General features: G+C 38.1%; 16 protein-coding genes. 9 read left to right on the forward strand and 7 right to left on the reverse strand.

Annotated features, from left to right (window positions below):
- Window positions 1-126: 126 nt before the first annotated feature.
- Window positions 127-453: a YtxH domain-containing protein gene (locus ACQKII_RS12910; RefSeq protein ID WP_427459787.1), complete on the forward strand. Its 327-nt coding sequence runs from the start codon at window positions 127-129 to the stop codon at window positions 451-453.
- Between the two features lie 27 nt (window positions 454-480).
- Window positions 481-1,395 (forward strand): YihY/virulence factor BrkB family protein, encoded by a 915-nt coding sequence (locus ACQKII_RS12915; RefSeq protein WP_427459789.1) that lies wholly within the window; start codon window positions 481-483, stop codon window positions 1,393-1,395.
- Between the two features lie 115 nt (window positions 1,396-1,510).
- Here the strand turns inward: ACQKII_RS12915 and ACQKII_RS12920 are convergent, their stop codons facing one another.
- Both ACQKII_RS12920 and ACQKII_RS12925 read right to left on the reverse strand, forming a co-directional pair.
- Window positions 1,511-3,415, reverse strand: coding sequence for a heavy metal translocating P-type ATPase (locus tag ACQKII_RS12920; protein ID WP_427459791.1), 1,905 nt, complete (start codon window positions 3,413-3,415; stop codon window positions 1,511-1,513).
- A 429-nt stretch (window positions 3,416-3,844) separates the two neighbouring features.
- On the reverse strand, window positions 3,845-5,383 hold the full coding sequence (locus ACQKII_RS12925) for a fumarate hydratase (RefSeq protein WP_427459793.1): 1,539 nt from the start codon (window positions 5,381-5,383) through the stop codon (window positions 3,845-3,847).
- Between the two features lie 181 nt (window positions 5,384-5,564).
- Between ACQKII_RS12925 and ACQKII_RS12930 the strand changes: the two genes are divergently transcribed.
- Window positions 5,565-6,362, forward strand: coding sequence for a YwqG family protein (locus tag ACQKII_RS12930; RefSeq protein WP_427459795.1), 798 nt, complete (start codon window positions 5,565-5,567; stop codon window positions 6,360-6,362).
- Window positions 6,363-6,401: 39 nt separating this feature from the next.
- Here ACQKII_RS12930 and ACQKII_RS12935 read toward each other — a convergent pair whose 3' ends face one another.
- The gene (locus ACQKII_RS12935) at window positions 6,402-6,587 is read right to left on the reverse strand and encodes an SE1561 family protein (protein ID WP_010857232.1); all 186 of its coding nucleotides are present in this window, start codon (window positions 6,585-6,587) and stop codon (window positions 6,402-6,404) included.
- A 369-nt stretch (window positions 6,588-6,956) separates the two neighbouring features.
- Here ACQKII_RS12935 and ACQKII_RS12940 point away from each other — a divergent pair, with 369 nt between their 5' ends.
- From ACQKII_RS12940 to ACQKII_RS12950, 3 genes are all read left to right on the forward strand, one after another.
- The gene (locus ACQKII_RS12940; RefSeq protein WP_427459873.1) at window positions 6,957-8,138 is read left to right on the forward strand and encodes an MFS transporter; all 1,182 of its coding nucleotides are present in this window, start codon (window positions 6,957-6,959) and stop codon (window positions 8,136-8,138) included.
- Window positions 8,139-8,517: 379 nt separating this feature from the next.
- Window positions 8,518-8,913 carry a hypothetical protein gene (locus ACQKII_RS12945; protein ID WP_427459797.1) on the forward strand — a complete coding sequence of 132 codons (396 nt, stop codon included), beginning with the start codon at window positions 8,518-8,520 and terminating at the stop codon, window positions 8,911-8,913.
- Window positions 8,914-9,283: 370 nt separating this feature from the next.
- On the forward strand, window positions 9,284-9,568 hold the full coding sequence (locus ACQKII_RS12950; protein ID WP_427459798.1) for a hypothetical protein: 285 nt from the start codon (window positions 9,284-9,286) through the stop codon (window positions 9,566-9,568).
- Between the two features lie 674 nt (window positions 9,569-10,242).
- Here the strand turns inward: ACQKII_RS12950 and rlmD are convergent.
- From rlmD to ACQKII_RS12965, 3 genes are all read right to left on the reverse strand, one after another.
- Window positions 10,243-11,631, reverse strand: a complete 1,389-nt coding sequence (gene rlmD, locus ACQKII_RS12955; protein ID WP_427459800.1) for a 23S rRNA (uracil(1939)-C(5))-methyltransferase RlmD — start codon at window positions 11,629-11,631, stop codon at window positions 10,243-10,245.
- Between the two features lie 205 nt (window positions 11,632-11,836).
- Window positions 11,837-12,655, reverse strand: coding sequence for a polysaccharide deacetylase family protein (locus ACQKII_RS12960; RefSeq protein WP_427459802.1), 819 nt, complete (start codon window positions 12,653-12,655; stop codon window positions 11,837-11,839).
- Between the two features lie 101 nt (window positions 12,656-12,756).
- The gene (locus ACQKII_RS12965) at window positions 12,757-13,653 is read right to left on the reverse strand and encodes a TIGR01777 family oxidoreductase (protein ID WP_427459804.1); all 897 of its coding nucleotides are present in this window, start codon (window positions 13,651-13,653) and stop codon (window positions 12,757-12,759) included.
- A gap of 99 nt (window positions 13,654-13,752) precedes the next feature.
- Here ACQKII_RS12965 and recX point away from each other — a divergent pair, with 99 nt between their 5' ends.
- The 3 genes from recX to ACQKII_RS12980 are packed head-to-tail and all read left to right on the forward strand — an operon-like array spanning window position 13,753 to window position 15,152.
- The gene (gene recX, locus ACQKII_RS12970; protein ID WP_427459806.1) at window positions 13,753-14,556 is read left to right on the forward strand and encodes a recombination regulator RecX; all 804 of its coding nucleotides are present in this window, start codon (window positions 13,753-13,755) and stop codon (window positions 14,554-14,556) included.
- The gene (locus tag ACQKII_RS12975) at window positions 14,553-14,882 is read left to right on the forward strand and encodes a YfhH family protein (protein ID WP_427459808.1); all 330 of its coding nucleotides are present in this window, start codon (window positions 14,553-14,555) and stop codon (window positions 14,880-14,882) included. Before recX ends, ACQKII_RS12975 begins: the two co-directional genes overlap by 4 nt.
- A complete protein-coding gene (locus ACQKII_RS12980; RefSeq protein WP_427459810.1) occupies window positions 14,883-15,152 on the forward strand; it encodes a YfhJ family protein in 270 nt (89 codons plus the stop codon).
- A 39-nt stretch (window positions 15,153-15,191) separates the two neighbouring features.
- Here the strand turns inward: ACQKII_RS12980 and ACQKII_RS12985 are convergent, their stop codons facing one another.
- Complete coding sequence (locus tag ACQKII_RS12985) at window positions 15,192-16,178, reverse strand: metal-dependent hydrolase (protein ID WP_427459811.1); 987 nt, start codon at window positions 16,176-16,178, stop codon at window positions 15,192-15,194.
- Window positions 16,179-16,279 lie beyond the last annotated feature (101 nt).

Consider the following 16,279-nt stretch of genomic DNA (forward strand, 5'->3'; position numbering starts at 1 on the left):
ATTGTCAATACTGTATTTTGAGCATTGCTTTAAAAATAGGTGGTTGTTGGGTAGAATAAAGGTAGCAAGTTGTTTATTTGTCATTTATAAGGGAATATACATGTACACAAGTAGGGGGTTTTTAATATGGGACAAAGTAAATTATTAGCATCTATCGTTATTGGTGCTACAGTAGGTGCAGCATTAAGCATGCTTGATCGCACAACACGTGAAAAAACAGTAGCTACTACGAAAAAGGTGACTTCAGCAGTTTCGTATTACGCAGCCAATCGCGGCGAATTACAAGATTTAATCGAAGAAAAAGTGTTAGCTGCTCAAGTGCTCTGTGAGAGCGTAACAGAAAATGTCAACATGGTAGCGGAAAAAGTTGATGAATTTAAAGAATTACCTTCCACTATCCAGGGCATGATCAGCGATACAAAATCTGCCTTCTCTTCACCAAGTAAAGAATAAATTGTTGTAGTAAAGGAGGGGATTTGTATGGAAAAGAAGAAAGAATCAGTGAATACAGCAATTGGTTTTGTGAAATCATTTGTCTCTCCAAATGAAGATTCAGTAGATATCATGACGTCAAAGGGCTTTGTACAAGATTTAATGTTGCGTATACAACACGTGGAAATATCAGCTCTTGCCGCACAATTGGCTTATTTCTTTTTATTATCTTTCTTCCCATTACTTATTTTCCTAGTTACACTGTTACCGTATCTAAATTTAGAAACTACACAAGTTTATTCTTTTTTAGTGAATGTAGTGCCAGATGAAGTATATAGATTGATTGAAAGTACATTAAATGAGGTATTAACAAATCGTAATAGTAGTTTATTATCTATTGGTATTCTAGGTACAATATGGTCAGCTTCCAAGGGGATTAATGCGTTGATTAGGGCATTAAATAAAGCCTATGATACAGAAGGTAGGGTAGGCATCTTAGATCGAGGGTTGTCTCTTATCTTTACAATTGCATTTGTAATCGTTATAGGTGTCGCCCTTCTATTACCTGTTTTTGGCCAGCAAATTGGCCATTTTCTGTTTTCGATAGTTGGAATAGAAGAAGAATTTGAATCTCTTTGGAATAATATACGATGGTCAATGCCACCGTTATTGATCTTTGTTGTGTTAATGGGGATTTACTGGTTTGTACCGAATACCAATCCACGTTTGAAGTTAATGGGCGTGTGGCCGGGAGCGATGTTCTCTACAATTGCTTGGTTGACATTAACGTATGCTTTTTCTTTTTATATTAGTAATTTTGGAAACTATTCTGCTACATACGGTAGTATTGGCGGTGTCATTATTTTAATGTTATGGCTGTATTTCACGGGCATGATATTAATTTTTGGTGGTGTGTTAAATGCCACAATGCAAAAAAGAGCATTACAAAAACAAAAGGATTAGCATCGCAAATTACAAAAAAATAATCGTGATAAAACAGCCTCACTATCACAATTTTGTGATGTGAGGCTGTTTTACGTAAAAGAAACAATTTACTAGAGTGAGAGAAACACGGATGTTACACATTTTTATTGAGCATACGTAAGCCATTTAAAATAACAAGAATCGTACTACCCTCATGTCCAATAACACCCAGTGGTAAATCAACAACTTGTAAAAAGTTAGAGGCTATTAACAATATAATGATACCGATAGAGAAGATAATATTTTGTTTGACGATACGTTGCATTTTACGTGAAAGGCGAACAGCATAGGCAATTTTAGATAATTCATTTTTCATTAACACCACATCTGCAGTTTCTAAAGCAACATCTGTCCCTTCTCCCATTGCAATTCCAGTTGTTGCAGTAGCTAATGCTGGCGCATCATTAATGCCATCGCCAACCATACCTACATATTTATGTTGACTAAGAAGATTTTTCATTTCAGTAACTTTTGTTTCTGGGAGACATTCCGCTACATAATCATTGACACCTGCTTCTTTCGCAATGACCTTCGCTGTTTTTTCATTGTCTCCTGTGAGCATTACTACATGAATGCCTAGCTCTTTTAGTAATGTAATCGCTTTTTTTGCTTCATTACGAACTGTATCCTTTAGAGCTGTGAGTGCAACGATGCCTTCGTTGTCGCGGATGAAAATAACTGTTTTTCCTTCTGCGGCAAGTAATGCTGCGGCACCATCTGCAAATGCATGAGCTTCTTCGATGCCTACAAAGTCTGGTTTGCCAACTAAATACTCCGTTTCATTGACAAAGCCCTTTATTCCCCAGCCAGGAATGTCTTCAATAGTGGTCTGTGTATAGTGCGTGATACCCTCAGCTTTTGCATATGAAGTGATTGCTTGTGCTAATGGGTGATTCGACTGTGCTTCAATACTTGCAAGGATAGTCATTGTCGTATTTCTATCCACTCCTTTACGAACGATGAAATCTGTTACGACTGGTTTTCCTTGTGTTAAAGTACCGGTTTTATCAACTGCTAATGCACGTAATACACTTAAATGTTCTAAATGTAAACCGCCTTTAAATAGTACACCGTTTTTTGCACCATTTGAAATGGTAGCGAGTGTTGCTGGCATGATCGATGCGACAAGCGCACAAGGAGATGCAACAACTAAGAGTACCATTGCTCGATAAAATGTTGTTGTCCAGTCCCAACCGAGTAAAAAGTGGGGGAGAAACATCATAAGAGCAACAGTCAGTAAGACGAATTTTACATAAGTACCTTCAAATTTTTCAATGAATTGCTGAGAGGGTGATTTTTCACTCTGTGCACTTTGCACAAGGCTTATAATTTTTTGGAACAATGTTTCGGAATTCGGCTTTGTCATTTCCATTGTAATAGCACCATTTAAGTTGACTGTTCCTGCGAATACCTCATCACCTTCACGTTTTGCAACAGGGAGAGGCTCACCGCTAATAGCTGATTCATCTATAGAAGACTGCCCTCTGAAAATTACACCATCTGCTGGTACACGTTCACCAGGTTTAATAAGTAGGTGGTCACCGATAGTTAATGTAGCAACTGCAACTTTCATTGGTTCAAAGCCACCACGTACTAACCAAGCCTCCTCGGGTTGTAAATTCATCAGTGCAGAAATTTCGCGATGACTTTTATTCATGGCATATGTTTCTAATGCACCACTTACAGCAAAGATAAAAATCAAGATCGCGCCCTCAGTCCAGTATCCAATTGCTGCTGAGCCGATCGCAGCTAATACCATGAGTAGTTCGACATTCAACTTTTTATCTGCGAGGGTTTCTTCAATGCCTTCTTTTGCTTTTGCAAAACCTCCAACACAAAATGCAATCATATATAAAAGAACGGAAGCGGTTGTTTGATCGTTAGAATCTAAACGCCATGCAAGTAAAATGAAAAATCCTGCTACGATCGCAGCAATTAATTCAGCATGTTCTTTTATTTTCTCAATTAGATTAATATTTTCTCGATTAGAGTATTCCATCTTTATCCCTCCTGATAATGAAAATCAATATCAAAAACCTTAATAAACAAAGGAGTTAAGTTTGTTTATGGTCAGAAGTAAATTTCACTTCTTTCTTTATAATTTAGAATTATTATAACAAAGGGATTTGGAAAAAGAAAGTAAGAAGTTCAAAAGTATCGTAAAAAGCTGTCGATGAAACGTCAAATCATGTAATTCATTTTCCGGATGAATGAGCTGTCTTCGCTCCATATACTCTTGCATCTATTGTTTAAATAAGTAAAAGGCTTATTCTCTTGAATACAAAGATAATTTATCCAGAACAGAAAAAGGCACAGATTATTCACTAGGAATATTCTGTGCCTTTAAATTTTGTGCCGAAACAGCGATTAGCCATTTCTGAAATTAGGAATGAAAGTATATCTCTTAATTAAAAGGAAATCTACCTTTTTAGAAAATACGTTCAGCGTGAAGACCTAGTTTCTCAAGAGAAGATTTGTCTACATCAGCATGCAAGGAATTACCATGAGAATCCATTGTAACTACTGCTGTGAAGCCCTCAACATTTAAGTGCCACATCGCTTCTGGAATACCAAATTCCATTAAGTCAACACCGTCTACGCCTTTAATGCAGTCTGCATAGTACTGAGCAGCACCACCGATTGCATTTAAGTAGACGCCACCATGTTCGCCAAGTGCTGTTAATGTTTTTGGTCCCATACCACCCTTACCAATTACAGCACGGATACCAAATTTTTTCATGATGTCTCCTTGGTATGGCTCCTCACGAATTGAAGTAGTTGGACCAGCAGCCTTTACTGTCCAGTTGCCTTCTTCGTCTTTTGCCATTACTGGACCACAGTGATAAATAACTTGTCCGTTAAGATCTACTGGTGCATCATGACTCATTAAGTGATGGTGGATTGCGTCACGGCCAGTATACATGCGACCAGTGATAGCAACAACGTCACCCACTTTTAATGCACGAATTTGCTCTTCAGTAATTGGTGCAGTTAGTTCAACTACATCTGTTGAAGTTTCTTCTGTTGTTGCAGCGACTTCATTTTCTTTGAATGTAATTTTTTCACCATCTTGGTAGTGCCAGTTAATGATTTCACCTGTTTCAGGATTAAGGTCGATAGCCATACGACGGTATGCCCAGCAGTTATATGCTACAGATACATAGAAAGAAGCAGGGATACGGTGCATAACGCCGATTTTACAGCCAAGTAAAGTTGCTTCACCGCCGAAGCCCATTGTACCGATACCGAATGTATTTGCAGTATTTACTACATACTCTTCTAGCTTTGCAAGGTCTTGATTTGGGTTTGTATCTTCTACATGACGGAATAATTGTTCTTTTGCAAGATCGTATCCAGAAGAACGGTCACCACCGATTCCAACGCCGATGAATCCTGCTGAACATCCTTGACCTTGTGCTTGATATACAGAGTGAAGGATACATTTGCGGATACCATCTAAGTCACGACCAGCGCGGCCTAAGCCATCAATCTCACATGGTAAGCTGTACTGGATATTTTTATTTTCACAGCCGCCACCTTTAAGAATTAATTTAATCGTAATATAGTCTTTTTCCCACTGTTCGAATTTCATAACCGGTAGACCATCACCAAGATTATTACCGCTGTTTGCGCCAGTTAATGAATCAACAGCATTTGGACGTAATTTAGCGTCAGCAGTTGTGTCATTAATCGCTTTTTTAATCGCTTCTTTAATTTCTAATTGGTTTACACCAACAGGTGTGTAAATTTTGAATGTTGGTAGACCAGTATCTTGACAGATTGGTGATACATTATCTTCTGCCATAATAATATTATTTGAAATTGTGTCTAAACTCATTGCTGCTCGCGTGCCAGCGTTTTCAGCTTCTTTGGCCTTTTTAATAGCACGACGTACGTCTTTAGGTAAGTTCGTAGATGTTTCTGTAATTAAATTGTAAAGACTTTTCTCCAAAGTTTGTAAATTCATTTGGTATTGCCCCCCATAGAAAAAATTGATTATTTCCACAGTCAATTATACTCTTTTAGACTAATGAAAAAAAGAGTACTTCTAATTGTACTCGGAAATAAAGACGTATTCTGAAAAGACACTTGCTAAAAAGGAACATTTGTTCTAAAATGGTGATAAATCTACTTTAGGGGGTACGTGTATGTCTGTAAAGAAACTTGAATTACCTGAAGCATTTGAAAAATTTAGAGAAGTAATAGAAGAAACGATACAACCATTTATAAATATAGGAACGGAACAACGGAAAACATCTTTGTTAGAAAGTAAATTTGAAGGGGATCCGTATTTCCCGCTGACAATGGCATATCCAAAAAATGCTGAAGGGCAACCGTTAAAATTGTTAGCGCAAATTAATTTCGCAGATGTACCGAAACATGTACCAAACTTTCCAACTGAGGGTATTTTACAATTTTATATCGATGCACAAGATGATGTTTTAGGCATGGATTTTGATAATGGCCAAAATCAGCAAGGTTTTCGTGTCATCTTCCATGAACATATCGTGGAAGATGAGTCACAATTAGTACAGGACTTCGCGTTTGTCGATGCTAACAAAGACGAGATGTACTTCCCGGTTGAGAAGGAAATGGCATTGTCCTTTGAATTAGGATATGAACCACTATCTGCAAATGACTTTCGAAGTAATGTGCACTATGCAGCTATATTTGAAGGTATAGAAGACAATGATGATGTAGAAGACGAGTTTTATGAAACATTGGATAGCACAGGTCATAAAATCGGTGGGTATCCATTTTTCACACAAGAAGACCCGAGAGCATATGGAGAATACACAGATTCTTTGATTTTACTATTACAGGTGGATAGTGTGGGAGATCACATTATGTGGGGAGATGTCGGTGTAGGTAACTTTTTTATTACAGAAGATGAGCTGGAACGAAGAGATTTTAGCAAGGTTCTCTATAATTGGGACTGCCATTAAAAAAGCAAGCGGGCGATAACACCCGCTTGCTTTTTAGCATTATTTTTCACGAGCGTTAAATTGCTCCATTTTGTCTTCTAAATCATCCATCATTTGAATTAAACGATCAATATCCTCTAACTCAGTTGTTTCAGGATCAATGGCATCTAATACTTCTAAAAAGATTTCAAGACGTTCTTTTAAATAAGTCACTTGTTGTTCTTTGTCAGTGATTGGCTTTGACATGCATACACCTCATTTCATTCCCTTCCATAGTAGCCGATTTTATGCTAAATTTCAATGCTTAGGCGGGGACCTAGGACTTAGTAATTATTTTACAAAATAAATAAACAGAATATTTACAATATTGATGTACTGTGTTAAATTTGTATTAAGAAATAGTAAAGGGGCTGATTGAAGAAAACGGTGAACTCTAACTCGAAAAGGAGGGAGTTTAAACAAGTAATCGGTGTTGTGAAAAAACCGAAATTCGTGTTTATACAAGTTTAATGGAGATAAGTGTTAGTTAAGCCTTAGCGTAAAATCACATGTGGTGAGCGCTAAGGCTTTTTGGTATGCTGTTATGTGGAAGATGAATGGATGTTGGAGGAAAAAATGACGTACTTCTCAGATTACAGCAGAAAAAGATTTACTATTTTAGTGTTAATTGTATCCATTTCGGGTTTTTCACAAGGAATGCTATTACCACTTATCTCGATTATTTTCGAGCGTGATGGTGTATCCTCCGCATTAAACGGCTTAAATGCGACAGGTTTATACATAGGAACTTTATTAATTTCACCGTTTATCGAACAGCCTTTACGTAAATGGGGCTATAAGCCAATTATTTTAATTGGCGGCGCACTTGTTTTCGTTTCGCTCATTGTGTTTCCTTTATGGAAAAGTGTAACTTTCTGGTTTATCCTCCGTTTATTTATTGGAGTCGGGGATCATGCTTTGCACTATGCGACCCAAACGTGGATTACAAGCACAACCGATCATAAAAGCCTAGGAAAGGGCATGGCGATTTATGGTTTGTCCTTTAGTATGGGCTTTGCAGTTGGACCATTGATGGTACGCCTTATACAAATTGCAGAAGCGCTACCTTTTATTGTGTCCTCTATTATGTGTTTATTTGCCTGGTCATTTGTATTCTTCTTACGCAATGAAAAGCCAGAGCGTTTAACTGGAGACATGAATGCGAGGGGATGGAATCGCTATAAAGCAGCGATTTTTTTGGGGTGGATCGCCTTTTTAGGACCATTCGTTTATGGGTTTTTAGAATCCTCTTTAAATGCTTTATTCCCTGTATACGCCTTACGTAAGGGCTTTGAAATCGACATGATACCGATTATTTTATCGGTCTTTACCTTTGGTGGTATTTTAACGCAAGTTCCGCTTGGCGCATTGGGCGATAAAATTGGACGGCGTCTTGTCCTGATGACAGGATCATTTGGCGGAGCCATTCTTTTCGCTATTGCAAGTTTTTTAGAACATTCACAAATGGCAGTAGCTATCGCATTTTTCTGCGCGGGCACACTTGTCGGTTCGATGTTTTCGCTGGGCATTACATATATGGCTGATTTAACACCTAAGGAATTGCTACCAACCGGAAATCTACTCTGTGGGATTGCTTTAAGTATTGGTAGTTTAACAGGACCATTTTTAGGCGGCATTTATATAGAATTCATAAAAAATTATAGCTTCCTCTTACTTGTGGCACTGCTATTGTTAACTGTAGCACTTGTTCTATTCGTATTCGGGAAAAATAAAAATAAGCGACCAATGACAGTTTAGAGTCATGGTCGCTTTTGTATGTAAAATAAAAAGAGCGGGGCTCATCTCCCGCTCATAAAAACAAAAAACGCCCAGCAAATCCGTGCTGTAATGGCGTTTTTCGGTGTGACACGGATGTTCGTCCATGCCACGTAGGTTTGGCACCTAAGATTTCATTATACAGAAAAGCTGCGCAAAAATCAAATAGATTATGAGATACCCCAGCAAGGGCACACGGTACCTGCGGAACAAGAAGAGCTACGGGCGAAAGGGCATAAGATACCCGCGGAACCAGAAGAAATATGGGCGAGAGGACATAAGATATCCGCGGAACAAGAAGAAATACCCGCGAAAGGACATAAGATACTCGCGGAACAAGAAGAAATACGGGCGAAAGGACATGGTACCCGCGGAGCAAGAAGAAATACGGGCGAAAGGGCATAAGATACCCGCGGAACAAGAAGAAATACTCGCGAAAGGGCATAAGATACTCGCGGAACAAGAAGAAATACGGGCGAAAGGACATAAGATACCCGCGGAACAAGAAGAAATACGGGCGAAAGGACATGGTACCAGTGGAACAAGAAGAAATACGGGCGAAAGGACATGGTACCAGTGGAACAAGAAGAAATACGGGCGAAAGGGCAAGATACCCGCGGAACAAGATGAAACACCCGCGAAAGAACACAAGATACCCGCGGAAGGACATAAGATACTCGCGGAACAAGAAGAAATATCCGCGAAAGAACACAAGATACCCGCGAAAGCAAAAAAGGGCGTCTCAAATAAATTTTGAGACGCCCCCTTTTTATCAGTTGTTACTCAAGATGGGAACGAAGAAATATTAATTGAAGGTTACCCTTTGATGGAAAATAATGAAGAACATATATTATTTTAAGAAAAAGCGCAGAAGGAAAACTAGTAATGAACGGTGGTCCACACGGTAAATTTGAACAAGAAGAAGGTCTGTTCAAATCATTACCAGTATACAAATCATTATCGGGTAAGACAATTGATGAAGACCTAAATGAAATAGAATGATTTTATAAAGCTTGCAAAGATATTAATGTTATCTTTGCAAGCTTTTTGATTTTAACTAGTTACTATCCAGAACGTAATAAGTCTTAAATAATTTTTCTGTAAAATTTTAAGTTAGGGTGATTTTGATGCGTAAAATATCAATGTATTCCTTAAGTGTATTATTAATCTTAGTAACAGGCTGTTCTAAACAAGATAATGTTGGAATAATCGATGGAGACAAAATCAAAAATATTGAACTAATTAATGACTTTTATTCAAATGTCCAAAATAATGAATCATCATCTTTAGTAATAGAAAATAGAAACGGTAAAGAAGGGCAAAAATCCACTTCAACATATAAATTCGATAGAACCAATATATTATATGAAGTCTTGGAACCTGAAGAAAACAAAGGTTTTGTCATTACATGAAAAAAATTAATATAGAAGATAAAAAAATATTACCACATATAATTTAACTGAATGTAAAAATACAGGGTTTGGAAAGGGTACGTTATCTATTATTGAGATTCCTAATTAATTTGCTAAAAAGAAACAATTTTGGATGACTTTTCACAAGGGGAATCCATCACTCAGACTTCTGGTAGAAAACGGAGATGAGACGATATATTAGCTTTTTGCTCCAATAACGCTAGGTGATATTTGAAGCTATACTAAAAGACATTTTTTCCTTTTTTTGAATTTGAAAATGGACATGAAACTACAAAACATTACAAATATTCAATAGTCCATAACAAAGATGTAGAGGTTTGGGATGAATGGTTAATGACAACAGACCATCTTAAAGAATTAAATACATCATCATTAGTCTATTATATCAGTGTTGATGGTGGAGAAATTATTGATAAGATTAGTGCCTTTAAGAAATAAATAGGTTCCTTGTTGGGTCTGAGTTCAGTATCATTACCGAATTCAAACCATTATTTTTTCTCATTTTTCATGCCTTTTATGGATTTAATTTGTTGCTTGTGTTTGATATCTTATGAGTTGTATTTGTTTACCTTTATCAATGCATTAAATACAAAAAAAGATGCGGTCTGTATAATACAGACTGCATCTAATCAAAGTCGCCAGAACATTTATTATTATTTTTGGTGTTGCGCTTTAATAACCATGGCGCAAACACATTCCACCTGTGCAGTCTGTGCAAACATATCAACGGGCTGAATATATTCGACATCATAAAGCTTCGATAATTCCTGTAAATCCTTTGCTAACGTAGAAGGGTTACAAGATGTATAAACAAAGCGCTTAGGTTTTAGCTTAAGAACGGTACGGATAAATTCAGGTGCAAGGCCTGTGCGTGGTGGATCAACTGTAATAACGTCAGGTGTGAAACCTTCCTTACGCCATTTTGCTAAGACACTTTCTGCTGTACCAACTTCGTATTTTGTATGTTTAAAGCCATGATTATGTGCATTTTTTCGTGCATCTTGAATGCTTTCAGGAATGACGTCCATACCACGAACCTCTTTCGCTTTATCCGCTAGCCATAAGCCGATTGTACCAACTCCGCAGTATGCATCCACAATAGTTTCCTTGCCTGTTAATGCTGCTGCTTTTTTGATTTCATCATATAAATGAACGGTCTGTGATGGGTTCAGTTGGAAGAAAGCACGAGCAGAGAGGTCAAATGCTAATTCACCAAGCTCCTCATGAATGGTTTCTTTGCCATCGAGGACAATTGTTTCATCGCCAAAAATCAATGATGTTTTCTCGCGGTTAACATTTTGTGCAATTGACACGATGCTCGGATCTATTTTTTTTATCCGTGTAATAAGGTCAGCCAAATGTGGAATATCCTTACGTGTCGTCACAAGTACGACTTGTGTTTCACCAGTGCGAATTCCTGTACGCACAACGATCGTACGCACTAAACCATCTAGCGTTCGGCCATCGTAAATCGTAATATTTAGCTTTTGCAAAATTTTACGTGTTGCAACTGTAATTTTAGATGTGACTGGGTGTTGTACCAGACAATCATTAATATTAAGTAAATTGTTGCTACCTTCTGTGAAAAGTCCTGCATAGACACGCTTTCCTTCTTTTCGTACTTGGAACTGACTTTTGTTGCGGTAGTTCCATGGATTGTCCATACCAAGTGTTTTGCGGACTTCAACAGTCTCAGCTAAAGGCTTTGCATAGCGCTCTAAAGCTTGAATAACGATATCACGTTTTTCAATTAGCTGTTTTTCATAAGTCATGTGTTGAAGCTGGCAGCCTCCGCATTCATTGTAAACAGGGCAAGGTGCTTCCTGACGATACTTAGAAGTATTACGAATCGTTAGTATTTCGGCTTCTACGAAATTACGTTGTGTTTTTGTAACTTGGGCAGTAATTTCTTCTCCAGGAATAGCGCCCTTTACGAAAACGACATTGCGTTTGTAAAAGCCTACTCCTTCACCATTAATGCCTAGTCTTTTTATTGTTAATGGGAATTTTTGTCCCACTTCTATCGCTGTTTGTTGCGTCAAGCGTTCCACGTCCTTTAACCTTATTCAGCAAAAATCTCTCTGATTTAGAGAGATCTTTGCACACAGTATTCAATTCACTACCGGAAAAGAGCTGCTGAATAAAGTTAAGCTTCCGGTGGATGTCATAGATTTTGAAAAGTATGATTCAAATCTGGACGCAAATACGCCTAGGCGTACTTGATTGAATGTCATCTCCCCATTATAACTAAGGATTGGACGATTGCAAAGCGACAGGGAAATCTTCATATTCTAATACTAAATCGTCGAGCGATAAAAACGTATAGCCTTGTTTCTTAGCCTCAGCAATAAACATTGGCAACGCTTCGGCATTATCTTGAGCCACTGTATGCATTAAAATAACAGCACCTGGGTGAAGTTGATCCATTAACGCATTGTAAGCATAATCTGCTCCTCGGCGTTCATCTTTTAACCAATCTTTAAAGGCAACAGACCAAAAAATATGACGATAACCTTCTGCATTGCCGACCTCTAACACTTTGGCATTGAATACTCCTTCAGGTGGTCGAGCATATGTTGTACGATCAATTCCTGTTAATTCCCTTAGCTTTCCATCAAACTTTCGCCATTCTGCACGCATTCCATCTCGCGTTAGTCTCGCCATATTTGGATGACCATAAGAATGGTTGCCGATTGTATGTCCGTCGTGCACCATACGTTTTACAAGGTCGCCGGCGCTTACTAAATAGTGTCCAGTTAAAAAGAAAGTTGCAGGAACTTTTTCCTTTTCCAATGTATCCAAAATGCTTTCGGTAAAACCATTTTCGTAGCCATTATCAAAAGTTAAATAGGCCACTTTTTTATCAGCTTTTCCTTTATAGATAGCCCCATACTGATTGAGTAGTTTATCAAGCTGAGCGCCCGCCTCTGCCGGCTCTCCATTTTTCGCTCTTTTTAAGCCCCAATGATATTCGTCAGAACCAGAAGCGAAAAACGGATTGAAGCTAATTGCAGCGGCAATAATAAACGTAGCGATTACTGCACCTACTATATGTTGTTTCCACATAAAAACGCATCCTTTCTTTTTCCTTAGGATGCGTTATTATTCAAAAAATTATCCTACCTCTATTTGACACCAGCAAGAATAAAGGAACGTATTCATGGATTTTATAATAAATCTTCAAGTGCCTCTTTTAAATGAGGAAATTTAAATTCAAAATGGTGTTTTTCTAATACAGTGGATAGCACATGCTGACCTTCTAGCACAAGTACGCTTTGTTCACCGAGTGCGACACGCATGGCGAAGCTAGGTACAGGCAACCAATGACGTCTCCCCATAACAGTAGCAATTGTATTGCCGAACTCCTTCATGCGTGTTGCGTTTGGAGCTGTTACATTAAAGGGGCCGTTTATGTTATCATTTGTCATCGCAAAATAAATAGCACGTGCAACGTCCTCCACATGTATCCATGACAGCCATTGTTCACCCGAACCAATTGTGCCTCCGACATGCATTTTATAGGGCAGCAACATTGATGGAAGTGCGCCATGATCACGTCCTAAAATAACGCCGAAACGTGCAAGTGCCACTCGGACATTTAATTTTTCTGCCCGTTTAGCATGGAGCTCCCAATCATGTACGGTCCTTCCTAAAAAATCTGTCGCGTAGTCGCTAACGTTTTCGGCATAAGTGGCGATAGTAGAAGTTGGATATATCCCAACTGCACTGGCATTAACAAGTACATTAGGTTTCTTCTCAAGCACTTCCATTATGCGCACGATTTCTAGAGTAGCATCCATACGGCTTGTATAAATGGCCTTCTTTTGTTTTTTTGTCCAACGTCCATTATTTAAAGAAATGCCGGCTAAATTGACAATTGCATCGATACTATCTAGTTCTAATTCTGGTCTAGCCCCATCTTTTAGCCATTGTACATAATGGATGCCGTTTTCGTATCTGGAATTATTACGTGTTAAAATATATATTTTATGTCCTTTATCTTGTAACAGCTTTGTAAGCGATTGACCAACAAAACCTGTCCCTCCTGAAATAGCGATATTCATAAGAATTCCTCCTATTTCCAATCTTTTATCTACACTATACACAATCCTAAGTAAAAAGAAAAAGATGTTATAATAGGTTAGATAAAGGGGTGTTTCATTATGCGTGTTATCACGAAAATTGCGCGTCAAAAAAACAATCCAGAACGCTATAATATATACTTGAATGAAGAATATGCTTTTCCAGTAGATGAAGCAATACTTCTTCAGTTTGGCCTGACAAAAGGGAAGATACTTGAAGAATTTGATATTCAAGAAATAGCTTACGAAGATGAAATTCGCAAGGCGTTTAATAAGGGACTAAATTTCCTTTCCTATCAAATGCGCAGTGAGCATGAAATAAAGAAAAAATTACTCACTTTAGAATTTGGAGAAGCGGTTATTTTAGAAGCCATTCAAAAGTTAAAATCATATGGTTTTTTAAATGATGAGACTTATTCTAAGGCATTACTCGATACGAAAAAGGCTACGATGAAAAAAGGACCACGAGCGATTCGGCAGGACCTTATTAAAAAAGGAATCGATAAAAACTTACAGGATGAAGTGCTTGGCACTTATAGCCATGAGGAACAGTTGAAGCTTGCAATTCAGCTGGCGGAAAAGGTTATTCGCTCAGAAAAAAAGAAGACGCCGATGCAGATTAAGTCTAAAATCCAAGATTTTCTTATGCGAAAAGGTTATTCTTTTAATATTGTGGATGAAGTGCTGAGTCAGGTGGAGATTGAGCAAGCAGAAGATGAATGGCCACATTTACTTGCTGTACAAGGTGAAAAAGTTTGGAAAAAGTATGTATCGAAGTATACTGGTTATGAACTTAAAATGAAAACAAAGCAGGCACTCTATCAAAAGGGGTTTCCTGTTGAAGTAATAGATCGTTTTATAGCAGAGAAGGAGAATGAAGAATGAATGAAAAAAACTACGCTGCCATGACAGAGCATGAATTACGTGAAGAAGTAGCGATGCTAAAAGAAAAAGCACGTAAGGCAGAACAGCTTGGAATTATTAATGAATTTGCAGTGTTCGAACGTAAGGCATTAATGGCAGCCGCTTATTTAGTTGATTTGGATACAATCGTACCTGGAGAAATGTACCGTATTGACGGCTCTGATAACGACTATTTCCAAGTAGATTATTTAAAAGGACGTTTTGCTTGGGGCCATCGTTTAGGTGGGGAAAAATATCAGGAGGCTCTACCAGTCTCCATGTTATCACCGATTAAGGTGGGTAAGTAAATGCAGGGGAAAATAGAAAAGCTAACAGCAGAGTTACTTGCGAAAAATCCACAAATGTCCGCAGGTCGTGCGCGTGTATGGATAGAACTTTTATGGAGTGACTTCGAATCTACAGCGGCAAAGGCTGGCTATGACTATCGTGGTGCTGACTATACTGAAAATTTAGTGCGCCAATTAATTACTAGCTATGGCGATAAGCTACATGAATTTGCAGGGCGCAACCCAAAATATGCGCATTTACTTGATGCAAGTGATGACATGATGCAATAAAAAAACCCTGGCCATCAATAAAATGGTCAGGGTTTCGTTTTAATTACTTGCGCCGATTTGTAATTTTTTTTGGAGCTTATCCTCAGTGAAAATCCAGCCTGTATAAGAAGTAATAATTTCGTTATCACCGTCTAAATGGGCAACCGCAACGAAAGGATAGCGATTGTCACTGCGGTAACGAAGATCAATTAATCGTACTTCCGTTAAGCCATTTTCAAGTTCGGAAATTTCCCAACGATACAATGGTGAGAACGATATAAATGCATCGAGATTAGGGTCTTTCATGGCAGCTTCAACGGCATGTGTTTTGGGTAACGGTTTAATCTCGAATTTATCGTAAATATTCACAGTTCGCCCATAAGCGCGACCCACATAATAATGCGTTTTTGACTTTGCAGCGATACGCCAATGGAAAAAACGCATGGTCGGTGCTACAATGACATAATCTTCATCTTGAATGGTATTGTGAACGGCTTTTTTTACAGCTCTTTGTAAGGCAAAACGTAAAATATAGTAGCCCACAATAATTAGATACATGATGCTAAATGTCCAAATAGGATTTGCACCGAATGCCCAAAGCAATATACCAAGGCAATGTAGCGAAAAAATAATCGGGTCGAAGGTATTGATCACACCAAGTGCCACCCATTTTCTTGAGAATGGTCGCACGGCTTGCGTTCCATATGCATTGAAAATATCGACAAAGACATGTAGTGCTACTGCTAAAAATGTCCAAAGCCATAAATGGAACACATTTGCGTCTGGAATGATAATAGCTAATACCAATGTAATTAAGATTGGCCATATAGCTACAGCTGGTAATGAATGGGTAATGCCACGGTGATGTCGAATATAAATAGCGTTGTTACGCAGTTTCAACACTGTATCGATATCAGGTGCCTGGGAACCAATAATGGTACCTGCCATAACAGCGGTAAAGGTCATTGTATGGTTGGCTACTACGGGATCAACTAAGGCAAGACCACCAAGGGCTATACCCATAACGAAATGTGTACCTGAATCCAAAGATATCCACTCCTAGTATGCATGAATAAAGAGTACAATTTGCATACATGTATATTTCAATAATGGTAATACTTTTTATATTTTCTAATCAATAACTAGGC

It is taken from the genome of Lysinibacillus sp. NPDC048646 (genome assembly GCF_050272295.1).
Classification (GTDB): domain Bacteria; phylum Bacillota; class Bacilli; order Bacillales_A; family Planococcaceae; genus Lysinibacillus.